A 21,290-nucleotide genomic window follows, 5' to 3' on the forward strand; every position below is an offset into this window, starting at 1 on the left:
AATCAATTCGAGAAAGCCGCAGGTTCCAACATGACGCACCCCCGGATCTACCTCGACCATGCGGCAACCACGCCGGTGCTGGCTGAGGCGCGAGTGGCAATGGTCGAGGCGCTGGACCATTGGGCCAACCCCAGCTCGCCCCATGCCGAGGGGCGGGCGGCTCGCGCCGTGCTGGAGGAGGCGCGCAGCGACATTGCCGAAGCGCTCGGCTGGCGCCATGACGTCATCTTCACATCCGGCGCGAGCGAGGCGGTGGAGATGGTCGCGGCTCGGGCTCGGGTTGCCGGACGGGTGGTGGGCGCGTCGGAGCATGCGATCGTGCCGCATGCGATGGGTCCGGAGGCGACGGTGCTGCCGGTCGATACCCACGGTCTGATCCGCCTTGATGCGCTTGACGAAGCACTTGCTGCGGGACCGGCGCTGGCCGCGATCCAGCAGGTCAACAACGAGACAGGCGTGGTCCAGCCGCTTGAGGAGATTGCCGCGCGGGTGCGTGCGGCGGGGTCGCTGCTGCTTGCCGACTGCGCCCAGAGCGCGGGCAAGATGCCGCTCCCGGATGCAGACTTCATCGCGGTCTCGGCGCACAAGCTGGGCGGACCGCCGGGCATTGGCGCACTGCTGGTACGCGATCTCGGCACTCTGGAGCCGAGCGGCGGCCAGGAAAAGGGGTACCGCCGCGGCACACAGGACGCTCCGGCTGCGGCGGGCTTTGCGGCGGCGCTTGCCGGCGGGGCGTTCCGGAATGCCATGCCGCGCCTGGCGGAGCTGCGGAGGCGGCTCGACGAGGGCGTCGGCGCTACCGGCAGCGTGGTGATCGCCGAGGAGGCACCGCGGATCGCCAACATCGGCGCCATTGCCATGCCGGGTGCCGACCAGGCGAGCCTGCTTGTGCAGTTCGACCTCGCCGGCTTCGCGGTCAGTGCGGGCAGCGCCTGTTCCAGCGGCAAGATGAAGGAAAGTGCCGTTCTCAGGGCCATGGGAGCCGACCCTGCGATCGCATCGTCGTTTCTGCGGGTCAGCTTCGGGCCGGACACGAGCGAGGCTGACGTCGACGCATTCCTCGCGCAATGGACCCGCATCGCAGGGCGGCGGGCCACCCGCGCGGCATGATCTACCTCGACTACCAGGCCACGACGCCGCTCGCTCCCGAGGTGAAGGAGGCGATGGCTCCGTGGTTCGACAAGTTCGCCAACCCGCACAGCCCCAGTCGCTGGGGCCGCGAGGCAGCGGCAGCGATCGAGGTGGCGCGTGACCAGGTCGCCGCGTGCTTGCCGCCCGCTGGAGAAGTGGTGTTCACCGGCGGCGCAACGGAGGCGCTCAATTGGGCGCTGCGCTCCGCGGTCCGCATTTCCGATCGCCGCCGGGTCGTCACGGTGCTCACCGAGCATGCGGCCGTGCTGGACACCTGCGACTGGCTCGAGACCCAAGGGTGCGAGGTCGTCCGGCTACCGGTCGGCCCTGACGGACTTGTCGCCCTTCCGAGGGTCTCGGCGGCGGTCGACGAGCGCACTGCGGTCGTCGCGGTCATGCTGGTCAACAATGAGATTGGCGTCCTGCAGCCCGTCGCCGAGATTGCCGCCCTTGCCCACGATGCGGGGGCGCTGGTGCTGTGCGACGCGGTGCAGGGCTTCGGGCGCATGGCCATCCCGGAGGGTCCCGACCTGATCGCACTGTCCGCGCACAAGATCCACGGGCCCAAGGGCGTGGGAGCTCTGTGGGCGGGCGAGGGTGTCAAGCTCGCCCCGATGCTTCACGGCGGCGGGCAGGAGAAAGGGCTGCGCTCCGGAACCCTGTCGCCAATGCTGGTCGCAGGCTTCGGCGCGGCGGCGAAACTGGCGCTGGGCCGCCGCGAACAGGACCATGCATGGGTCGAGCACCTCTGGTCGTGCGCTCTTGCGGCCCTCGGCCCGGCATGGGACGTCAACGGCAGCCTGGAGCATCGCTACCGGGGCAATCTCAACCTGTTTCGCGAAGGTCTTGATGCGGCGCGGCTGCTCGCGGACCTGCGCGACATCGCCTTTTCCCTGGGATCGGCCTGCGCTAGCGGCTCGGGACGGCCCAGCCATGTCTTGCGGGCAGTGGGGCTGGCCGATCGCGAGGCGCGATCCTGCATCCGTCTCGGCTTCGGGCGCTATACGACGGAGGAGGAGCTGGTGGCCGCGTGTCGCCGGATCGATCAGACGGCCTCGGCCCAGCGGAGCTTCGCATGACCCTTGTGCACTTCCTAAGGCCAGACGGGTCTCTCGATTGCGAGGTGGAGGCGCCCGTCGGCTCGATCCTGCTGGACGTTGCCCAGGCTGCGGGTCAGCCGCTGGAAGGAACCTGCGGGGGCCAGATGAGCTGCTCCACCTGCCACGTCATCGTCGCTGCCGAGGACTTCGCCAAGCTGCCGCGGGCCAGTGAGGAAGAGGATGATCTGCTGGACCTTGCCGCCCATGTCACGCGAACCAGCCGGCTCGCCTGTCAGATCGTGCTCAGCGCGGACTGTGGGGAGCTGACGGTGCGGATCCCCGGCGGGGCGGTGGACTGGTCGGGCAGCTGATTGGGTGGGAGCCGGAACGACCCGGGACGAAATCGTTGTGGCTGCTTCCTTCCGGACCTGACCAGGTTGGCGACAGCCCCGTCCGCCCGACTCCCGACGCGCATATGGCGGGGGCATGCGCGGTGCGCAAGACTCTGCGGCCGCATGACAGCCGCCCGGCCACCTCCTACAACCCTCCGCGATGACCGACGACGAATCGCCCAAAAAAGAACCCACTCTCGGCCTCGACCTACCCGCGCAGCCGCTGGAGAAGAGCGCCGCCGCGTCGCCGTACCGGGTGCTTGCGCGCAAATATCGCCCGCAGAGCTTCGCCGAGCTGATCGGCCAGGACGCGATGGTCCAGACCCTTGGCAACGCCATCGCCCAGAACCGCATCGCCCACGCTTTCCTGCTGACCGGGGTCCGCGGGGTCGGCAAGACCTCTACAGCCCGGCTGGTTGCAAAGGCGCTCAACTGCATCGGCCCGGACGGGCAGGGCGGGCCGACGATCGATCCATGCGGCGTCTGCGAACCCTGCCGGGCGATCGCCGAGGGCCGCCATATCGACGTGATCGAGATGGATGCCGCTAGCAACCGCGGGATCGACGATGCGCGTGAGGTGATCGGCGCGGTGCGCTACTCGGCGGTTTCGGCGCGGTACAAGATCTACATCATCGACGAAGTCCACATGCTGACCAAGGAAGCATGGAACGCGCTCCTCAAGACACTCGAGGAGCCCCCGGCGCACGTGAAGTTCCTGTTCGCCACCACCGAGGTGGCCAAGGTCCCGGTGACGGTGCTTTCGCGCTGCCAGCGGTTCGATCTCAAGCGCATCCCGGCCGAGACCCTGACTGCCCATTTTGCCCGCGTGGCGGAAGCGGAGGAGGTCGAGGTCGAGGAGGAGGCGCTGGCGGTGATCGCACGGGCCGCGGAGGGCTCGGCCCGTGATGGCCTGTCGATCCTGGATCAGGCGATCGCTCATGGGCATGGCCGGGTTGAGGCCGCCGAGGTGCGCGCGATGCTTGGGCTCGCCGACCGCGGCCGCATCCGCAAGCTGCTGGGGACCGTGCTGGATGGCGAGGCGGCGGCCGCACTGGCCCAGCTCGACGATGCACACATGCTCGGCATCGATCCCTCCGCCCTGCTCCGCGGACTGATGGACAGCGTCCATGCGATCACCCGCGCCAAGGCCGGCGCACGCGGCGACGTGCTATCGTCCGCCGAAGAACGGGAAGCAGCGCAGGAGCTTGCGGGCAAGCTTGGATGGGCCACGCTCCACCGCCTTTGGCAGATGCTGCTCAAGGGTCTTGCCGACGTCCAGATCGCGCCGGATCCCAATGAAGCTGCGGCGATGGCGGTGCTGCGGGTGATCCACGCGGCCGACCTGCCCGACCCGGCCACCGTGCTGGCGCGACTGCAGAATGGCGGAGCGGCGAGCGTCCGGCCTGCTGCGGCCATCGCGTCGCCCGCCAGCGCTCCGATCGCGCAGGCGCCTGCCGGTGGCGGGATGCCGGCCGACTTCGCCGGGCTGATCAAGCGGCTGGAGGATGGCGGCAAGGCGCTGCTCGCCCAGCAGTTGCACGATCAGGTCAGCCTGGTGCGGTTCGCCCCCGGCGAGCTGGCGATCAAGCCACTGCGCCCGCTTGGCCCCGACTTTCTGCGCCTTCTTGGCGACGCCTTGCGGCAGGTCACGGACACCAAGTGGACGGTCAGCCTTTCGGACGAGGACGGAGAGGCTTCGCTTCTCCAGCAGGAACAGATGGCGAAGGAGCGCGCTGAAGCTGCGATTCTCGCCGATCCCAGTGTTGCCGCGGTGCTTGCGGCTTTTCCCGGCGCAGAGCTCGAATCCGTGACCATGAAAGGTGCCTGACATGCCCAGCCTCGATGAAATCATGCAGATGGCGCAGAACGCGCAAGCCGAGCTACAGAAAGCTCAGGACAATCTCGACAAGATCGAGGTCGAAGGCGCGTCGGGCGGCGGGCTGGTGAAGATCCGTGCATCCGCCAAGGGTCGGATCATTGCCGTGACGCTCGACGAGAGCCTGCTGCAACCCTCCGAAAAGACCATGGCCGAGGATCTGATCGCTGCCGCGATCAACGATGCCCGCGCCAAGGCGGATCAGGCCGCCGCGGGCGAGATGCAGAAAATGAGCGCCGGACTGCAGCTGCCTCCGGGTTTCCAGATGCCGTTCTGACGGGTTGCGCAGGGCTGTGATGCCCGGCACTCTCCAGTGGATAGAGGAGGGATGCCATGAAGCTCGGCGCGATGCAGGATTGGCCGCTCCGGCTGATGCGGCTGGTGGACCATGCCGAGCGGGAGCATGGCGGGCGGGAGATCGTAACCGCCTGGGCGGATGGGTCGATCACTCGCACCAACTGGCGCGAGGTCGCGGCCAATGCCCGACGCATGGCGAGCGCGCTCGCTGCAGTTGGTCTTCGCAAGGGCGATCGCGTCGCCACGCTGGCGATGAACCATGCCAGCCACCTGACCGCCTGGTATGGCGCGTGCGGGATGGGCGGCGTCCTCCACACCATCAACCCGCGCCTCTTCGCCGAGCAGCTCGTCTATATCGCCAATCACGCCGAGGACCGGATCCTCTTCTACGACCGCGCCTTCACTCCACTCGTCAACGCACTGAAGGACAAGTGGAACACGATTGAGCATTACGTCTGCTTCGAGGATGAGTTCGACTCCTTCCTCGGCACTGGCGAACCTGCTTTCCAATGGGTCGAAGGCGATGAGCGCGACCCTTGCGGGCTGTGCTACACCAGCGGAACCACCGGCAATCCGAAAGGCGTGCTCTACGAGCACCGCTCCACCATTCTCCATGCGATGGCGGAGGTTGCGCCCGACGTGTTCGACCTGTCGGCGCGATCGGTGGTGCTGCCGATCGTCCCGATGTTCCATGCCAACGCCTGGGGAGTGCCTTGGGCGGCGCCTCTGACCGGGTGCAAGCTGGTCCTGTCGGCCGACTACCGCCCGGCGCAGATGTGCGACCTGTTCCGTGATGAAAAGGTGACCCACTCGGCCGGCGTCCCGACCATCTGGCTTGGCATGATCGAGCATATCGAGAAGACCGGCGCGGACCTGGGTTCGCTGAAATCCGTGACGATCGGCGGATCCGCGGCGCCGCGGGCGATGATCAAGTGGTTTCGGGACCGCGGCATCAATGTCGGCCACGCCTGGGGCATGACGGAAACCTCGCCGATCGGCTCGCTCGGTGCGCCCCCGGCCGAGTGGGACTCGATGAGCGACGCGGAGCAGATGGACTATACCGCGCGGCAGGGGCGGGTGCCGTTCGGGATCGAGATGCGGATCGTGGACGATGGCGGCGTCGAACTCCCCCGCGACGGCGTCGCCAGCGGCCGGTTGCAAGTGCGCGGGCCTTGGGTGGTGAAGCGCTACTTCAAGGAAGACCAGGACGCTGCCGCGAATGATAATTGGTTCGACACCGGCGACGTTGCGGCGCTCCATCCCGATGGCACCATGCAGATCACCGACCGGGCCAAGGACGTGATCAAGTCGGGCGGGGAGTGGATCAGTTCAATCGAGCTGGAGAATTGCGCGGTCGGTTGCCCGGGCGTAGCCGAAGCGGCGGCCATCGGCATCCCGCACCCCAAGTGGGATGAGCGGCCCTTGCTGCTGGTGGTTCGTTCGGACGGGGCAAACGTCGACGAAGCCAGCGTTCGCAGCCATTTGGCCCGGCACATCGCCAAATGGTGGCAACCGGATGCGATCGAGTTCGTCAACGAGCTCCCGCACACCGCGACCGGCAAGCTTTCGAAGAAGACCCTGCGGGAGCAGTTCAAGGATTTTCGCTTCGCCGATGCGGAGGCGATGGTCGGGCGCGATTAGCGCGCATCTGGATTCTGCCGCCGCCATCCCCTAAGTGCGCGGCAAATCCCGAACTCGAAATCAAGGACTCGCGACCCGATGGCCGCCCAATATTCGTATGTCATGAAGGGCCTGACCAAGACCTTTCCCGGCGCTCCCAAGCCGGTGCTCAACGGCATCCACCTGCAATTTTACCCGGATGCGAGATCGGCATCGTCGGTCCCAACGGCACCGGCAAGTCGACCTTGATGAAGATCATGGCCGGCCGCGATACGGAGTTCGTCGGTGAGGCGTGGGCCGGCGAGCACATCACCGTCGGCTACCTTGAGCAGGAGCCGCAGCTCGACTCGACCAAAACCGTCATGGAGAACGTCCGTGACGGCGTGAAAGAGGTCGCGGGCATGATGGACCGCTTCAATGAAATCAGCATGGTGATGGGCGATCCTCCGGAAGATGCCGACTTCGACGCGCTGATGGCGGAGATGGGCGAACTCCAGGAAAAGATCGACGCGGTCGACGGGTGGACGCTCGACAACCAGCTCGAGATCGCCATGGATGCGCTACGCTGCCCGCCGGGGGACGCCTCGGTCGAGAACCTTTCGGGCGGGGAGAAGCGCCGGGTCGCGCTGACCAAACTGCTCCTGCAGAAACCCAACATCCTGCTGCTCGACGAGCCGACCAACCACCTCGACGCCGAAAGCGTCCAGTGGTTGGAGAAGCATCTGGTCGATTATCCGGGCAACGTCATCCTCGTTACCCACGACCGTTACTTCCTCGACAATGTGGTCAACTGGATTCTCGAGCTCGATCGCGGAAAATACTTCGTCTACGAAGGCAACTATTCGACCTACCTCGACAAGAAGGCCAAGCGGCTCGAGCAGGAAAGCCGCGAGGACGAGGGGCGCCAAAAGGCGATCAAGGAAGAGCTGGAGTGGATCCGGCAGTCGCCCAAGGCCCGGCAGACCAAGTCAAAGGCGCGCATCAAGGCGTTCGACGCCCTGGTCGAGGCGTCCGAGAAGCGCAGCGTCGGCAAGGCCCAGATCGTCATCCAGACACCCGAGCGGCTTGGCGGCAACGTCATTGAGGCCAACGGGCTGACCAAGGCCTACGGCGACAAATTGCTGTTCGAGGACCTGTCTTTCAACCTGCCGCCGGGCGGGATCGTGGGAGTGATCGGCGCCAACGGCGCGGGCAAGTCGACCCTGTTCAAGTTGATCACCGGCCAGGAGAAGCCGGACGGCGGCGAAATCAAGATCGGCGAGACGGTCCGCCTGGGCTTCGTCGACCAGAGCCGTGACGATCTCGATCCGGGCAAGAACGTCTGGGAGGAAGTGTCCGGCGGCCATGAGCTGATGACCGTCGGCAAGCAGGAGATGCAGACCCGCGCCTACGTCGGCGCGTTCAACTTCAAGGGCTCCGACCAGCAGAAGAAGGTCGGCCAGCTGTCCGGCGGAGAGCGCAACCGCGTTCACCTGGCCAAGATGCTCAAGGCCGGCGGCAACGTCCTGCTGCTCGACGAGCCGACCAACGACCTCGACGTCGAGACCCTACGGGCGCTGGAAGACGCGCTGGAAAACTTCCCCGGTTGCGCGGTGGTCATCAGCCACGACCGCTTCTTCCTCGACCGACTGGCGACCCACATCCTGGCGTTCGAAGGCAACAGCCACGTCGAATGGTTCGAGGGCAACTTCGAAGCCTACGAAGAAGACAAGCGCCGCCGCATGGGCCCGGAGGCGGACCGGCCCCACCGGATGACGTACAAGAAGCTGACGCGGTAGGCTTCTGCCAATTGACGGTTTGGAGGAGAGTCCTACGTCAGGGGATCAATCGCGCAAAACTGCTCGTTTTTGAACACCCGCTTGCGGCGCTCTACTCCGCCGGCTCCCGATCGCTGCGCACCCCACCATGGTGCACGCCTTCGTAATAGCTGTCCGGCCCTGCGGCTTTGCGGCGATCACCGATTTTGCAGTCGACGCTCCACGGGCCAGGCCCGGCGAAGACAATGTAGAGGAAGATGAAGCAGAACAGGATCGCTGCTTCGCCGCCGTTCAGCGCTGGGAAGAAATTGTCCGGAGCGTGGACCATCCAGTAAGCGATCGCCATTTCGCCCGCGAGGAGGAGGGCGACGGGCCGGCTGAACAGCCCGATTAGCAGCAATGCTCCGCCGATCAGTTCCATCATCCCGGCTACCCAGAATTGCGTCCAAGGCGGCGGGAAGCTCGCCGTGCTCATGGGAAAGCCGAGGATCTTGCTGGTCCCATGCTGCAGGAACAGCAGGGCAGTTATGATGCGCAGGATGGACAGGAATTGCGGGCGCCATCGATCCGCCCAGCCACCTTCGACGAAAATCGGGTCTTCCATTGATCCGCCTCCTCCGTGCCGACGCAGGACTCAGGGACGCTCCTCTTTTACCATGATCCGCCCCATCGACCCAGCCCTGCGGCTCTTCCGCAGCGCAGCATGGCCGTGATAGAGGCGCGCACCATGACTTCCACGAACGACATTCGCCGCGGCTTCCTCGACTATTTCGAAGGGCAGGGGCATTCGCGCCAGGCATCGGCGCCGCTGGTGCCGCAGAATGATCCGACGCTGATGTTCGTTAACGCCGGCATGGTGCCGTTCAAGAATGTCTTCACCGGACTGGAAACGCGGCCGTTCACGACCGCCGCCTCCTCGCAGAAGTGCGTTCGGGCCGGTGGCAAGCACAACGACCTCGACAATGTCGGCTATACGGCGCGGCACCACACCTTCTTCGAAATGCTCGGAAATTTCTCGTTCGGGGATTATTTCAAGGATCGCGCGATCGAGTTGGCGTGGAACCTGCTCACCAAGGAGTGGGGGCTTGCGGCGGACCGGCTGACGGTCACGGTCTATCACACCGACGATCAGGCGTTCGACCTGTGGAAGCAGATCGCCGGCCTGCCCGACAGCCGTATCATCCGCATCGCGACCAAAGACAATTTCTGGGCGATGGGGCCGGATGGCCCAAGCGGCCCATGCTCGGAGATCTTCTACGATCACGGCGACCACATCCCCGGGGGGCCCCCGGGGTCGGCGGATGAAGACGGCGACCGCTTCGTCGAGATCTGGAACCTCGTCTTCATGCAGCACCTGCAGGAAAACGACGTGATCGTTTCCGATCTTCCCAAGCCGTCGATTGATACCGGCATGGGTCTGGAGCGCATCGCCGCGGTGATGCAGGGCGTGCACGACAATTACGACACCGACACGTTCAAGGCGCTGATCCACGCCTCCGAGGAGCTGACGGGGACGCGGGCGGAGGGCGAGAGTCAGGCGAGCCACCGCGTGATCGCCGATCACCTGCGCACGTCGGGCTTCCTCGTGGCGGACGGGGTTCTACCGGCCAACGAGGGGCGGGGCTATGTGCTGCGCCGGATCATGCGGCGGGCAATGCGTCACGCTCATCTGCTGGGCGCGAAGGAGCCGTTGATGCACCGGCTTGTTCCGGCGCTGGTCGCGGAGATGGGCTCGGCTTACCCTGAACTCGTGCGGGCCCAGCCGCTGATCGAGGCGACGCTGCAGCAGGAAGAGACGCGCTTCCGGCGAACGCTGGCAAATGGTCTCAAGCTGCTCGACGAAGCCACCCAAGACATGGGGGAAAACGGCACGCTGCCCGGCGCAACGGCCTTCAAGCTCTACGACACCTACGGCTTCCCCTACGACCTGACCGAAGACGCGCTGAGAGCGCGCGGCATGGCCGTCGACCGTGCCGGATTCGACGAGGCGATGGCGCAGCAGAAGGCCGCTGCGCGAGCCGCCTGGAAGGGCTCGGGCGAGAAGGCGTCGGACGAATTGTGGTTCGACCTGGCCGAGGAGTATGGCTCGACCGAGTTCACCGGCTATTCGGGCCATGAGGGCGAAGGTGTGGTGCTGGCGATCGTACAAGACGGTGAGCGGGCGGAGCGTGCGGCCACCGGCGAGGTCCAGATCCTGCTTAACCAGACGCCGTTCTACGCTGAAAGCGGCGGACAGGTCGGCGATGCTGGCAAACTGACCAGTCTCAAGAACTTTGAAGGCGATGTTCTCGAAACATCAAAGCCCCTCGGCCGGCTTCATGTCCTGCGAACGAGGGTTGAAAAGGGTGAGGTCGCAGTCGGCGAGACGCTCCACCAGACCGTGGACGAGGAACGTCGCCGGGCCATTCGCGCCAATCATTCGGCAACGCACCTGCTCCATGCCGCGCTCCGGCATCGGCTGGGCACGCATGTGACACAGAAGGGCAGCCTGGTCGCGCCTGACAGGCTGCGGTTCGACTTCTCCCACAATGCGGCGTTGAGCGCGGACGACATCGCCGCGATCGAGTCGGAGGTGAACTCCCAGATTCGCCACAACCAGCCGGTCTCGACTCGGCTGATGAGCCCGGACGAGGCGATTTCCGCCGGGGCGATGGCGCTGTTCGGCGAGAAATACGGCGACGAGGTGCGCGTCCTGTCGATGGGTGTGGCGGACGCGTCCGACTATTCGGTTGAGCTGTGCGGCGGTACTCACGTCAACGCGCTGGGCGACATCGCCCTGTTCAAGATCGTCTCGGAAAGCGCGGTGAGTTCTGGCGTCCGGCGCATCGAGGCGCTGACCGGCGAAGCGGCGCGCCAGTGGCTGCTTGGGCGCGACCAGCGGCTGCGGGAAATCGCGGCCAGCCTCAAGGCTGCTCCCGACGAGGTGCCGGCCCGGGTGGCCGCTCTGGTGGAGAATGCCCGCCGATTGGAGCGGGAACTGGCCGAAGTCAGGAAACAGCTGGCCATGGGCGGCGGCGGCCAGGCGGAGGTTGCGGGCCCGGAACAGGTTGCCGGTTTCGCCTTCCTCGGGCAGGCAGTCGAGGGGCTCGATCCCAAGTCGCTGCGCAGTGAGGTTGACGCGATGAAAAGCCAGCTCGGCTCCGGGATCGCCGCTCTGGTGGCTGTAAACGAGGGCCGGGCGAGCGTGGCGGTTGGAGTCACCAGCGACCTGACCGGCCAGGTCAGCGCCGTCGATCTCGTGAAGGCCGCGGTGACCGCCCTTGGCGGGCAAGGTGGCGGCGGGCGGCCCGACATGGCGCAGGGAGGCGGGCCGCACGGCGACAAGGCGCAGGAAGCGCTGGCCGCACTGAAGGAGCAGCTGGCGCGGGTAAACGCCTGAACCGAACGTCTAGGTTCGGTCCCGCACCCGCCGACGTCCGAGCGCCGGCTCCTCGGCCAGCTCGCCCTGCTCGCGGATTTCGGCGCGCAGTTCCGACCGTTTCTCGTGGATGGAAGCGATGACCGGGCCCATCGCCACGCCGATGTCGACCAGCACCGCTTCGGACATCTGCAGCGATCCTTCCATGGTTTCCGGGACAGCATCGGTTGCGCCGGCCTTGTAGAGCTGGGCAGCATGCGCGGCATCGCGGGCCCGGGCGATGATCGACAGGGTCGGGCACTCGCCGCGGATACCTCGTGCCAGCCGGACGGTCAGCACCGGATCGTCCATGGTCAGGACCACGGCCGCCGCGCGCTGCAGGCCGAAGCGGCTGACGATGTCGCCTCGCGCCACGTCGCCAAAGATGACGCGGTAACCCGCTGCCCGCGCCTCCGCGACATTGTCGATGTCGCCGTCCACGCCGAGATACGGTCGCCCGTGGCTGATCATCATGTCGGCGACAATCCTGCCGACCCGGCCGAACCCCGCGATCAGCGTCACCCCTTCCGTCCCGAGCCCGTCGGTCTCCAGCACCTGCGGGTCGACCCGGCGCGAGAGACGGCGGCCGACGAGCGCCAGCAATGGGGTGAGGGTCAGCCCGATGGCCGTGACCAGCGTCCAGAAGGCCGCCTGCTCGGTCGTAATCAGCGCGGCGGCGGCTGCGCTTGCCAGCACGATCAGGGTGAGCTCCGACGGGCTGGCGAGCAGCAGGCCGGTTTCCAGTGAGACGCTTCGCCGGTGCCCGCGCACCCGCAGGAGGAGGAACACGAGCAGACTCTTGGCGGCAAGGATCGCGAGCGTGGCGCCGATCACGTCCGGCCACCGTCCGATCAGCGAGCCGGCATCAAGCCGCATGCCGATGGTGATGAGGAAGATGCCGAGCGCCAGGCCGCGAAGAGGGGCGGTGATGACCTCGACCTCGGCCCGATAGTCGGTTTCGGCGATCAGGAGACCAGCGATCAGCGCCCCCATCGCGGCTCCAAGTCCGATCGCTCCGGTGGCGAGGCTGGCCAGCATGACCACGAGCAGGCTGGTGGCGAAAAAGGTTTCCGGATTCTTGGTGCGCGCTGCCTGGGCGAACAGCGACGGCAGCAGGAAACGTCCGGCAATCAGCAGGGCCGTAACCACCGCCACTCCGGACGCCACCACCACCCCGAGGTTGTCCGCGGATCCCTTGGCGTCCAGCGTGAAGAGGATCGGCACCAAGGCGAGGTCTTGGAACAACAGCATCGCGAACGCAGCCCTGCCGACCGGGCTGGTGGTCCCGGCAATCGGCATGACCAGAGCGGTGGACGACATGGCGAGCGCAAGGCCCAGGATTGCCGCGCTTGAGGGACGGGCGCCGGAACTCATCAAGGCCGCGGCAATGATGAGCGCGGTTCCGGCCATCTGCGCTCCGCCAAGCCCGAACACCGCCTTGCGCATGGAGAACAGCCGGCGAAAACTGAGCTCGAGGCCAATGGCGAACAGCAGGAGAAGGATCCCGAACTCCGCGAAAGGATCGATTCTCTCCCGCTGGGTGATGGTCAGCGGTTCGAGCCAGGGATGCTGTGCGGCGAGAGCGCCCAGCCCGGCCGGACCGACTGCGATCCCCACTAGGATGAACCCGATCACCGGCGAGATCTTGAGCCGCGCGAAGGCGGGGATGACCACGCCCGCGGCACCCAGGATCACCAATGCATCATGCAGCCCGTGGCCGCCGAGTTCACCCGCCATGCGGTCATTAAGCAGGCGTTACGCCCGGAGCCAAGCGCACCACGGCTCGTTTGTGCGGGCGAAGCAGGAGACCCGGTGATGGCGGACAAGACGTTCCAGAAGGGCGACAAGGTCAAATGGGCGTCGAGCGGCGGCAAGTCGGTCGGTCGCGTCGAACGCAAGCTGACGAGCCCGATGGAGATCAAGGGTCATCACGTCGCCGCGTCCAAGGACAATCCGGAGTATTTGGTGAAGAGCGACAAGAGCGGCAAGGAAGCCGCGCACAAGCCGGAGTCGCTGAAGAAAGTTTGATCGAGCCGCCGGCTTCTGCCGGCGCCGGCAATCTGTCATTCTCGGGCATGACCGACGGTCTCATCGTTGTCGGAGGTGGTCCCGCGGGCGTCATGGCCGGCCTGCTGTTCGCGCGCGCAGGGTGCCAAGTACGGGTGTTGGAGAAGCATGCCGACTTCTTCCGGGACTTTCGCGGGGACACGGTTCACCCCTCGACCATGGAGGTATTGCACCAACTGGGCATGCTGGAGCGTTTTCTGCAGCGACCCCACCACCGGCTTGACAAGGCCCAACTCAAGATCGCGGGTCGACTGTTCACGATAGGCGACCTTACCCATCTCCGCACGCCCGCACCGTTCATCGCGATGATGCCGCAATGGGATTTCCTGGACTTCCTTCGCGAAGAGGCGAGCGCTTTTCCCGGGTTCCAGCTGGAGATGAAGGCTTCGGTCGACGCCTTCATCGAGGAAGGCGGGCGGGTCGCGGGCGTCCGCTTGAGCGATGGGACCGGGCGGCGGGGAACTCTGACGCTCGCTGCCGATGGCCGATCATCGATCGTGCGGCGGGAAGGAATGCTGCCCGTAGAGGTCCTCGGAGCACCGATGGACGTGTTCTGGTTCCGGTTAGCAAAGCGCGATGATGGCGGCCAGGCTTTGCGCGGAAGCTTCGACCGCGGCCGCATCCTCGTCCTGATTGATCGTGGCAATTATTGGCAATGCGCCTTCCTGATCCCCAAGGGAAAGGCGGACGAGCTTACCGCCAGGGGGATCGGCCATATTCGGTCGGAGGTGGCGAAGGCTGCCGACGATCTGGATCTCACCGAACTGGACGAGCTGTCCGACCTTCACCTGCTCAGCGTTGCGCTGGACCGGCTGACCCGCTGGTGGCGTCCCGGATTGCTGGCGATCGGCGATGCGGCGCATGCCATGTCGCCGATCGGCGGCATCGGCATCAACCTGGCGATCCAGGATGCGGTGGCTGCTGCCAATATCCTTGCTGCTCCGCTAGCAGAGGGGCGAGCGGTCGACCCGCTGCTCGGCAAGGTTCAGGAGCGTCGCCTGCTGCCCACTCGCCTTGTGCAGAGCGCGCAGAAACTGGCGCAGGACCAGATCATTGGTCAGTTGCTCGAAAGCGGTGATCCGATCCGTGAAGCGCCCGCGGTCGTGCGGCTTTTGGACGCAGTCCCGCTGCTCCGCCGCATTCCCGGGCGACTGATCGGCCTGGGAGTGCGGCGGGAGCGGGTGCGTAGTCCGGACGCTTACGCGGCCTGACCGATGCCCTCGGCCGTCATGGCCTTTTCGAGATTGGAGCGGATCGCCTCGAAGAATTGCTCGGTGGTCATCCACGGCTGGTCCGGGCCGACCAGGATGGCGAGGTCCTTGGTCATCTGGCCGCTTTCCACTGTTTCGACGCAGACGCGCTCCAGCGTTTCGGCGAACTTCACCACCTCGGGCGTGTCGTCGAACTTGCCACGATACTTGAGGCCGCCGGTCCACGCGAAGATGGACGCGATCGGGTTGGTCGAGGTCGCCTTGCCCTGCTGGTGCATCCGGTAGTGGCGGGTGACGGTGCCGTGAGCGGCTTCGGCCTCGACCGTCTTGCCGTCGGGCGTGGTCAGGACCGAGGTCATCAGGCCCAGTGACCCGAAGCCCTGCGCCACCTGGTCGGACTGAACGTCACCGTCGTAATTCTTGCAGGCCCAAACGAACTTGCCGCTCCACTTCAGCGCGGACGCCACCATGTCGTCGATCAGGCGGTGCTGATATTCGATGCCGGCCTTGTCGAAGGCGTCCTTGAACTCGGCGTCGAACACCTCCTGAAAGATGTCCTTGAAGCGCCCGTCATAAGCCTTGAGGATGGTGTTCTTGGTCGACAGGTACACCGGCCAGCCGCGGTTCAGGCCGTAGTTGAGGCAGGCGCGGGCAAAGTCGCGGATGCTTTCGTCCAGATTGTACATGCCCATGGCAACGCCGGCGGCGGGGAACTCGAACACTTCATGCTCGATGGTCTCGCCGTTCTCGCCCTGCCACTTCATGGTCAGCTTGCCGGCGCCAGGGACCTTGAAATCGGTCGCCTTGTACTGATCGCCGAACGCATGACGGCCGACGACGATGGGGTCGGTCCAGCCGGGGATCAGCCGGGGCACGTTGGCGATGACGATCGGCTCGCGGAAGACGACGCCGCCGAGGATGTTGCGGATGGTGCCGTTGGGCGACTTCCACATCTTCTTGAGGCTGAATTCCTCGACCCGCTGCTCGTCGGGCGTGATGGTGGCGCATTTCACGCCGACGCCGTGTTGCTTGATCGCGTTGGCAGCCTCGACCGTAACCTTGTCCTCGGTCGCGTCGCGGTTCTCGACCGACAGGTCGTAGTAGAGCAGGTCAATGTCGAGATAAGGCTGGATCAGCCGTTCGCGGATCCATTGCCAGATGATGCGGGTCATCTCGTCGCCGTCGAGCTCGACGACCGGGTTCTTCACCTTGATCTTGGCCATGTGCCTGTCCTGTTGTCTGGAATTTGAGCGGCGCCTTATCGGCGGCGCGGCGCTCTGGCAACGGCGGCGGTTGTTCGCGCGACTTCCGCCGGGTAGGGGAGGCACATGCCTCAGATCGCCAATCCCGACAGCCAGCTTACCGCCGTGAAGTGGCGCTTTCCTTCCGTTCACCCGGAAGGCCGCAAATATGTAGTGATCGCCGCCGGGATCGCGCTTGCGGTCTACTGGCTCTTGTCGCCGTTCTTCGGGTGGCTGCTGATCGGCGTCACTATCTGGGTCGCGGCTTTCTTCCGCGATCCGGTCCGCACCACGCCGGTGAAGCCTTCGCTTATCGTCTCGCCTGCCGATGGGCTGGTCACCATGATCACCCAGGTGCCTGCACCGGCCGAGCTGCGGACCGACCTTGGGGACCGGCAGTTCACGCGTGTGTCGATTTTCATGAGCGTGTTCGACGTTCACATCAATCGCTCGCCGATCGCCGGGACCGTCCGCCGCATCGCCTATGTTCCGGGCAAGTTCCTCAACGCCGACCTGGACAAAGCAAGCGAGGACAATGAGCGGCAGCACTTCCTCGTGGAATCCGCTGACGGCGTGAAGATCGGTTTCACCCAGATAGCCGGGTTGGTCGCCCGCCGGATCCTGGCGTTCGTCAGCGAAGGAGACCGGGTCACGGCGGGCGAGCGGATCGGGCTGATCCGGTTCGGCAGCCGCGTCGATGTATATCTTCCAGCCGGAACCGGCTCGCGGCTTCTCCTGGGACAACGTGCGATTGCCGGAGAAACGGTGATCGCCGAATTGGGCGTCGATCCGGGACTGACCGGGGCGAGCCAGTGAACGAAGCCCCGGCCGCAGCCACCCGAGGGCTCCCCTTTCGGGCAATGGTGCCGAATGCCGTCACCGCCCTTGTACTCTGCTTCGGGCTTTCGGGCGTCCGGTTCGCCATCGGAGAACGGTGGGAGCTGGCGCTGGCGTGCATCGTGTTTGCCGGTGTACTCGACGGGATGGACGGGCGCATTGCCCGGGCGCTGAAGGCGCAAAGCAGGTTCGGCGCGGAGCTCGACAGCCTGGCCGACAATATTGCGTTCGGAACGGCGCCGGCGCTGGTAGTCTTTCTCTGGTCCTTGCAGTTCGCACCGCGGTTCGGATGGACGGCCGCGCTCGCGCTGGCAGTGTGCTGCGCGCTTCGCCTCGCTCGGTTCAACGCGCGGATCGACAGCGCTGATCAGCCGCATAAGTCGGCGGGCTTCAACACCGGAGTCCCGGCACCGGCCGGCGCCGGACTCGCCTTCGTTCCGATCTACCTTTGGCTGATCAGCGACAATGCACTGTTCCAGGATTGGCGGCTGGTGATGCCATGGACCTTGTTCATCGCGCTGCTGATGATCTCCAGCGTTCCAACGTTCAGCTGGGCTTCCATCCGGATCCGCAGCGGATGGCGACTGTTCGCGCTCGCCGGCGTGGCGCTGCTCGGTGCGGCACTGCTCAGCGAACCGTGGCTGACCCTGCTGGCGATCTCCGCGCTGTATCTGGCTATGCTGCCGGTCAGCATAGCCTCTTACTCCAGGGTCAGGCGGCGGCGCGCAGCTGAGCTTCGACCCGCATAGGCCGCCGGGCGGCCACCCGGCGGGACGCGAACTGAACCACGACCGGCCGGGTGCTCACGGCTGGCTCTGCAAGCAGCGAGCGCCCCCGAAGGGCGGCGACGATCTTCGCGCCGTCCTCCTCAACCGCCGAGGCAATCACGACGGCAGCCAGCCACAGGCCGGCGAGGAAGGGGAGGGCAGCAAGAGCGATCAGCATCAGCGTTCTTCCTTTGTTTGGCCGTTCAACTCACTCACGATTCGTTTCGTTCCGGAACGGGCCTGAAAACCAAGCTTCTGAGCCAATGTTCCCTTTCCGTTCTCACAGGTCAAGCGGAAAGTTCTCCACAGCCGGCGAACGACAGGGGCCTTGAAGGGCTGAGTTGTCTGGGCTAGGGGCGCCGCCATCCCGCATGCGGAGTCATCATCACCGGTGCCCTGGTTCGCCAGGGTTCTCGACTCCGCAGAGGCTAACCGGAAGGAGAAAGACCATGGCGGCACCTGTCGTCACGATGCAGCAATTGCTTGAAGCCGGAGCGCACTTCGGCCACCAGACCCACCGCTGGAATCCGCGGATGAAGCCGTACATTTTCGGCGAGCGGAACGGCGTTCACATCATCGACCTGTCGCAGAGCGTTCCGCTGTTCGCCCGTGCGCTCGACTTCGTGTCGCAGAGCGTTGGCCGCGGCGGCAAGGTGCTGTTCGTCGGCACCAAGCGTCAGGCGCAGGACGCGGTTGCCGAAGCCGCTCGCCAGTCGGGTCAACATTTCGTCAATCACCGCTGGCTTGGCGGCATGCTCACCAACTGGAAGACGATCAGCAACTCGATCAAGCGGCTCAAGAGCCTCGAGGAGCAGCTGAGCGGCGACACCGCCGGTCTGACCAAGAAGGAAGTGCTCCAGCTGACCCGCGAGCGTGACAAGCTGGAGAAGAGCCTGGGCGGCATCCGCGACATGGGCGGCCTTCCTGACGTCATGTTCGTGGTCGACTCGAACAAGGAAGAACTCGCCATCAAGGAAGCCAACGTGCTCGGCATTCCGGTTGTGGCGATCCTCGATTCGAACTCGAACCCGCAAGGCATTGCGTTCCCGGTGCCGGGCAACGACGACGCCAGCCGCGCCATTCGCCTGTATTGCGAAGCGATCGCCTCGGCCGCGTCTTCCGGTAAGGCCGGCGGTGCCCAGGCCCGCGGCGAGGACATTGGCTCGATGGCCGAACCGCCGGCCGAAGCTGCTCTGGCGTAACATTTTCCCTCCCGCTCGCGGGAGGGACCGAGGGGCGGGCCTACGATGCCCGCCTTCTCTCACACACCCACCCCCAACCCCTCCCGCCAGCGGGAGGGGAGTTATGAGGTAAGAGACATGGCTGAGATCACGGCCGCTGCAGTGAAGGAACTGCGCGAGCGCACCGGCGCGGGCATGATGGACTGCAAGAAGGCGCTCGCCGAGAACAACGGCGAAATGGAAGCGTCGATCGACTGGCTGCGCACCAAGGGGCTCGCCGCCGCCGCCAAGAAGGCCGGCCGGACGGCCGCCGAAGGCCTTGTCGGCGTGGCCGTCGAGGGCACCCGCGGCGCGGTGGTCGAGGTCAACTCGGAGACCGATTTCGTTGCCAAGAACGAACAGTTCCAGGACTTCGTTCGCAACGTCGCTCAGCTCTCGCTGCAGACCGGCGGCGATGTGGAGGCGCTGAACAACGCAGCTTATCCGGGCGGCGGCACGGTTGCCGAGACGCTGACCAACAACATCGCCACCATCGGCGAGAACCAGTCGCTTCGCCGGACCGCAGTCCTGGAAGTGAGCGAAGGCGCAGTGGTCAGCTATGTCCACAACGCGGTCGTTCCTGGCCTCGGCAAGATCGGCGTGCTGGTCGCGCTGGAGGGTTCGGCTCCGGCCGAGACGCTGCAGACGCTCGGCAAGCAGCTGGCGATGCACATCGCGGCCGCCAACCCGTTGTCGCTTCACGCGGACGAGCTGGATGCCGAACTGATCGAACGTGAGCGCGCGATCGCGGCCGAAAAGGCCAAGGAAAGCGGCAAGCCCGCCAACATCGTCGAAAAGATGGTCGAAGGCGCGATCGCCAAGTTCAAGAAGGAGAGCGCGCTTCTGAGCCAGCTCTTTGTCATGGACAACAAGACCCCCGTCAGCGACGTCGTGTCCGGAGCGGCCAAGGAGTGCGGCGCGCCCGTGCACCTGAAGGCGTTCAAGCGCTTCCAGCTCGGCGAAGGCATCGAAAAGGCCGAGAGCGACTTCGCGGCCGAGGTCGCGGCGGCGGCCGGGACCAACAAGGCGGCGTAAGCCTCCGCTCCCGCGTTCGGGAGAAGACAGTTGGCAACGGGGCGGGCGGGCCATAGAAGCGCGTCCGCCCCGTTTCGCATCCGCGACACACGACCATGCTGCAAGGAGCCTCATGACCCGCCCCCGCTTCAACCGGATCCTGCTGAAGCTGTCGGGTGAGGCATTGATGGGGCCGGGGCAGTTCGGGATCGATCCCGACACGGTCGCGGGCATCGCCGCCGAAGTGAAGGCGGCCAAGGAAATCGGCTTCGAACTCTGCCTCGTTATTGGCGGCGGCAACATCTTCCGCGGAATGGCGGGGGCCGCGCAGGGCATGGACCGCGCGCAGGCCGACTACATGGGCATGCTGGCGACCGTCATGAACGCTCTCGCGATGCAGAACGCGCTGGAACAGATGGGCGTCGAGACGCGCGTCCAGTCGGCGATCAAGATGGACCAGGTGTGCGAGCCGGTGATCCGCCGCCGAGCCGAGCGCCACCTTGCCAAGGGCCGGGTGGTGATCTTCGCCGCGGGCGTCGGCAGCCCCTATTTCACCACCGACACCGGCGCAGCGCTCCGCGCCGCCGAGATGAAGTGCAACGCGCTGTTCAAGGGCACCAGCGTCGACGGGGTGTACAGCGCCGACCCCAAGAAGGTCGCAGACGCGACCCGGTTCGACACGATCGGCTTCGACCAGGTGCTGGCCGAGGACCTCAAGATCATGGACGCCGCGGCGGTTGCCTTGTGCCGCGACAACAATATCCCGATCGTTGTTTTCAACATCCGCCAGCCGGGCAACCTTGCCCGCGTGCTGGCCGGCGATGGCACTGCGACCATCGTCCAGCATGAAGGAGTGAACTGATGCCCGCCTACAGCAAGGCCGATATCCAGCGCCGGATGCATGGTGCCGTGGAAGCGTTGAAGCATGACCTGGGCGGCCTGCGCACCGGGCGTGCATCTACCGCCCTGCTCGATCCGGTGCAGGTCGAGGTGTACGGCGCCAACATGCCGATCAACCAGGTTGCCACCGTGTCGGCGCCGGAGCCGCGGCTGCTGTCGGTACAGGTCTGGGACAAGTCCAACCTGTCGGCGGTCGAGAAGGCGATCCGCAATGCCGGCCTGGGCATCAATCCCATCGTCGACGGGCAGATGATCCGCCTTCCCATTCCCGATCTCACCGAGGAGCGCCGCAAGGAGCTGGCCAAGCTCGCCAGCCAATATGCGGAAAAGGCGCGCATCGCCGTGCGCAACGTCCGCCGCGACGGCATGGACGCGCTCAAGACCGACGAGAAGAAGAAGGAGATCAGCGAGGACGAGCACAAGCGGCTCGACACCGAAGTCCAGAAGCTGACCGACGATACGATCAAGGAGATCGATGCCACCGCCATCGCTAAGGAAAAGGAAATCCTCGGCAAGTGAGCAG

General features: G+C 65.7%; 19 protein-coding genes, 1 other RNA gene and 1 pseudogene. 16 read left to right on the forward strand and 5 right to left on the reverse strand.

From position 1 onward, the window contains the following. Positions 1–30: 30 nt before the first annotated feature. Genes ACFQPG_RS09575 through ACFQPG_RS09585 form a run of 3 tightly spaced genes read left to right on the forward strand, consistent with a single transcriptional unit; the run spans position 31 to position 2,542 of the window. Positions 31–1,110 (forward strand): cysteine desulfurase family protein, encoded by a 1,080-nt coding sequence (locus ACFQPG_RS09575; protein ID WP_380812424.1) that lies wholly within the window; start codon positions 31–33, stop codon positions 1,108–1,110. Then, positions 1,107–2,210, forward strand: coding sequence for a cysteine desulfurase family protein (locus tag ACFQPG_RS09580; RefSeq protein WP_380813117.1), 1,104 nt, complete (start codon positions 1,107–1,109; stop codon positions 2,208–2,210). Before ACFQPG_RS09575 ends, ACFQPG_RS09580 begins: the two co-directional genes overlap by 4 nt. Next, on the forward strand, positions 2,207–2,542 hold the full coding sequence (locus tag ACFQPG_RS09585) for a 2Fe-2S iron-sulfur cluster-binding protein (RefSeq protein WP_380812426.1): 336 nt from the start codon (positions 2,207–2,209) through the stop codon (positions 2,540–2,542). The genes ACFQPG_RS09580 and ACFQPG_RS09585 overlap by 4 nt, the downstream gene beginning before the upstream one ends. Here the strand turns inward: ACFQPG_RS09585 and ffs are convergent. Further along, positions 2,543–2,640: signal recognition particle sRNA small type (gene ffs, locus ACFQPG_RS09590), an RNA gene on the reverse strand. It abuts the gene before it with no gap. A gap of 83 nt (positions 2,641–2,723) precedes the next feature. On the opposite strand from ffs, the gene ACFQPG_RS09595 reads away from it, so the two are divergent. The 4 genes and pseudogenes from ACFQPG_RS09595 to ettA all read left to right on the forward strand — a co-directional run bounded on the left by ACFQPG_RS09595 (position 2,724) and on the right by ettA (position 8,134). Further along, complete coding sequence (locus tag ACFQPG_RS09595) at positions 2,724–4,391, forward strand: DNA polymerase III subunit gamma/tau (protein ID WP_380812428.1); 1,668 nt, start codon at positions 2,724–2,726, stop codon at positions 4,389–4,391. A 1-nt stretch (position 4,392) separates the two neighbouring features. Beyond that, the gene (locus ACFQPG_RS09600) at positions 4,393–4,716 is read left to right on the forward strand and encodes a YbaB/EbfC family nucleoid-associated protein (protein ID WP_380812430.1); all 324 of its coding nucleotides are present in this window, start codon (positions 4,393–4,395) and stop codon (positions 4,714–4,716) included. A gap of 56 nt (positions 4,717–4,772) precedes the next feature. Then, positions 4,773–6,377: a long-chain fatty acid--CoA ligase gene (locus ACFQPG_RS09605; RefSeq protein ID WP_380812432.1), complete on the forward strand. Its 1,605-nt coding sequence runs from the start codon at positions 4,773–4,775 to the stop codon at positions 6,375–6,377. 78 nt (positions 6,378–6,455) lie between these two features. Continuing rightward, positions 6,456–8,134: pseudogene (gene ettA / locus ACFQPG_RS09610) on the forward strand (energy-dependent translational throttle protein EttA). Positions 8,135–8,225: 91 nt separating this feature from the next. Here the strand turns inward: ettA and ACFQPG_RS09615 are convergent. Then, positions 8,226–8,717 (reverse strand): DoxX family protein, encoded by a 492-nt coding sequence (locus ACFQPG_RS09615; protein ID WP_380812434.1) that lies wholly within the window; start codon positions 8,715–8,717, stop codon positions 8,226–8,228. 123 nt (positions 8,718–8,840) lie between these two features. On the opposite strand from ACFQPG_RS09615, the gene alaS reads away from it, so the two are divergent. Beyond that, positions 8,841–11,492 (forward strand): alanine--tRNA ligase, encoded by a 2,652-nt coding sequence (alaS, locus tag ACFQPG_RS09620; protein WP_380812436.1) that lies wholly within the window; start codon positions 8,841–8,843, stop codon positions 11,490–11,492. 9 nt (positions 11,493–11,501) lie between these two features. On the opposite strand, the gene ACFQPG_RS09625 is transcribed toward alaS, so the two are convergent. Further along, positions 11,502–13,247, reverse strand: coding sequence for a cation:proton antiporter (locus tag ACFQPG_RS09625; RefSeq protein ID WP_380812437.1), 1,746 nt, complete (start codon positions 13,245–13,247; stop codon positions 11,502–11,504). Positions 13,248–13,325: 78 nt separating this feature from the next. Between ACFQPG_RS09625 and ACFQPG_RS09630 the strand changes: the two genes are divergently transcribed. After that, entirely contained in the window at positions 13,326–13,538 is a 213-nt protein-coding gene (locus ACFQPG_RS09630; RefSeq protein WP_380812439.1) for a DUF2945 domain-containing protein, read from the forward strand. 47 nt (positions 13,539–13,585) lie between these two features. Further along, positions 13,586–14,788, forward strand: a complete 1,203-nt coding sequence (locus tag ACFQPG_RS09635) for an FAD-dependent oxidoreductase (protein WP_380812441.1) — start codon at positions 13,586–13,588, stop codon at positions 14,786–14,788. Here ACFQPG_RS09635 and ACFQPG_RS09640 read toward each other — a convergent pair. Further along, a complete protein-coding gene (locus ACFQPG_RS09640) occupies positions 14,776–16,011 on the reverse strand; it encodes an NADP-dependent isocitrate dehydrogenase (RefSeq protein WP_380812443.1) in 1,236 nt (411 codons plus the stop codon). The genes ACFQPG_RS09635 and ACFQPG_RS09640 overlap by 13 nt on opposite strands. A 105-nt stretch (positions 16,012–16,116) precedes the next feature. Here ACFQPG_RS09640 and ACFQPG_RS09645 point away from each other — a divergent pair, with 105 nt between their 5' ends. Together ACFQPG_RS09645 and ACFQPG_RS09650 are read left to right on the forward strand one after the other, a co-directional pair. Beyond that, a complete protein-coding gene (locus ACFQPG_RS09645) occupies positions 16,117–16,845 on the forward strand; it encodes a phosphatidylserine decarboxylase (RefSeq protein WP_380812445.1) in 729 nt (242 codons plus the stop codon). A 44-nt stretch (positions 16,846–16,889) separates the two neighbouring features. Next, positions 16,890–17,615 (forward strand): CDP-alcohol phosphatidyltransferase family protein, encoded by a 726-nt coding sequence (locus tag ACFQPG_RS09650; RefSeq protein WP_380813120.1) that lies wholly within the window; start codon positions 16,890–16,892, stop codon positions 17,613–17,615. Here ACFQPG_RS09650 and ACFQPG_RS09655 read toward each other — a convergent pair. Continuing rightward, positions 17,578–17,811, reverse strand: coding sequence for a hypothetical protein (locus ACFQPG_RS09655; protein ID WP_380812447.1), 234 nt, complete (start codon positions 17,809–17,811; stop codon positions 17,578–17,580). The two genes, ACFQPG_RS09650 and ACFQPG_RS09655, sit on opposite strands and share 38 nt — an antisense overlap. Before the next feature lie 271 nt (positions 17,812–18,082). Here ACFQPG_RS09655 and rpsB point away from each other — a divergent pair, with 271 nt between their 5' ends. From rpsB to frr, 4 genes are all read left to right on the forward strand, one after another. Next, on the forward strand, positions 18,083–18,835 hold the full coding sequence (gene rpsB, locus ACFQPG_RS09660; RefSeq protein WP_380812449.1) for a 30S ribosomal protein S2: 753 nt from the start codon (positions 18,083–18,085) through the stop codon (positions 18,833–18,835). Between the two features lie 117 nt (positions 18,836–18,952). Then, complete coding sequence (gene tsf, locus ACFQPG_RS09665) at positions 18,953–19,888, forward strand: translation elongation factor Ts (protein ID WP_380812451.1); 936 nt, start codon at positions 18,953–18,955, stop codon at positions 19,886–19,888. Positions 19,889–20,000: 112 nt separating this feature from the next. Next, the gene (pyrH, locus tag ACFQPG_RS09670) at positions 20,001–20,729 is read left to right on the forward strand and encodes a UMP kinase (protein WP_380812453.1); all 729 of its coding nucleotides are present in this window, start codon (positions 20,001–20,003) and stop codon (positions 20,727–20,729) included. Then, positions 20,729–21,286, forward strand: coding sequence for a ribosome recycling factor (gene frr / locus ACFQPG_RS09675; RefSeq protein ID WP_380812455.1), 558 nt, complete (start codon positions 20,729–20,731; stop codon positions 21,284–21,286). The genes pyrH and frr overlap by 1 nt, the downstream gene beginning before the upstream one ends. Positions 21,287–21,290 lie beyond the last annotated feature (4 nt).

The organism is Sphingomonas sp. GCM10030256 (genome assembly GCF_042666415.1).
Taxonomy (GTDB): domain Bacteria; phylum Pseudomonadota; class Alphaproteobacteria; order Sphingomonadales; family Sphingomonadaceae; genus Sphingomicrobium.

Bases quoted from the DNA above. Each gene is read 5' to 3' on its own strand.
- ACFQPG_RS09595 (WP_380812428.1), top strand. From the start codon at position 2,724: ATGACCGACGACGAATCGCCCAAAAAAGAACCCACTCTCGGCCTCGAC.
- ACFQPG_RS09645 (WP_380812445.1), top strand. From the start codon at position 16,117: ATGCCTCAGATCGCCAATCCCGACAGCCAGCTTACCGCCGTGAAGTGG.
- rpsB (WP_380812449.1), top strand. From the start codon at position 18,083: ATGGCGGCACCTGTCGTCACGATGCAGCAATTGCTTGAAGCCGGAGCG.
- ACFQPG_RS09585 (WP_380812426.1), top strand. From the start codon at position 2,207: ATGACCCTTGTGCACTTCCTAAGGCCAGACGGGTCTCTCGATTGCGAG.
- ACFQPG_RS09575 (WP_380812424.1), top strand. From the start codon at position 31: ATGACGCACCCCCGGATCTACCTCGACCATGCGGCAACCACGCCGGTG.
- tsf (WP_380812451.1), top strand. From the start codon at position 18,953: ATGGCTGAGATCACGGCCGCTGCAGTGAAGGAACTGCGCGAGCGCACC.
- ACFQPG_RS09625 (WP_380812437.1), bottom strand. From the start codon at position 13,247: ATGGCGGGTGAACTCGGCGGCCACGGGCTGCATGATGCATTGGTGATC.
- frr (WP_380812455.1), top strand. From the start codon at position 20,729: ATGCCCGCCTACAGCAAGGCCGATATCCAGCGCCGGATGCATGGTGCC.
- ACFQPG_RS09605 (WP_380812432.1), top strand. From the start codon at position 4,773: ATGAAGCTCGGCGCGATGCAGGATTGGCCGCTCCGGCTGATGCGGCTG.
- ACFQPG_RS09615 (WP_380812434.1), bottom strand. From the start codon at position 8,717: ATGGAAGACCCGATTTTCGTCGAAGGTGGCTGGGCGGATCGATGGCGC.
- ACFQPG_RS09640 (WP_380812443.1), bottom strand. From the start codon at position 16,011: ATGGCCAAGATCAAGGTGAAGAACCCGGTCGTCGAGCTCGACGGCGAC.
- ACFQPG_RS09600 (WP_380812430.1), top strand. From the start codon at position 4,393: ATGCCCAGCCTCGATGAAATCATGCAGATGGCGCAGAACGCGCAAGCC.
- pyrH (WP_380812453.1), top strand. From the start codon at position 20,001: ATGACCCGCCCCCGCTTCAACCGGATCCTGCTGAAGCTGTCGGGTGAG.
- ACFQPG_RS09655 (WP_380812447.1), bottom strand. From the start codon at position 17,811: ATGCTGATCGCTCTTGCTGCCCTCCCCTTCCTCGCCGGCCTGTGGCTG.
- ACFQPG_RS09580 (WP_380813117.1), top strand. From the start codon at position 1,107: ATGATCTACCTCGACTACCAGGCCACGACGCCGCTCGCTCCCGAGGTG.
- ACFQPG_RS09650 (WP_380813120.1), top strand. From the start codon at position 16,890: ATGGTGCCGAATGCCGTCACCGCCCTTGTACTCTGCTTCGGGCTTTCG.
- alaS (WP_380812436.1), top strand. From the start codon at position 8,841: ATGACTTCCACGAACGACATTCGCCGCGGCTTCCTCGACTATTTCGAA.
- ACFQPG_RS09635 (WP_380812441.1), top strand. From the start codon at position 13,586: ATGACCGACGGTCTCATCGTTGTCGGAGGTGGTCCCGCGGGCGTCATG.
- ACFQPG_RS09630 (WP_380812439.1), top strand. From the start codon at position 13,326: ATGGCGGACAAGACGTTCCAGAAGGGCGACAAGGTCAAATGGGCGTCG.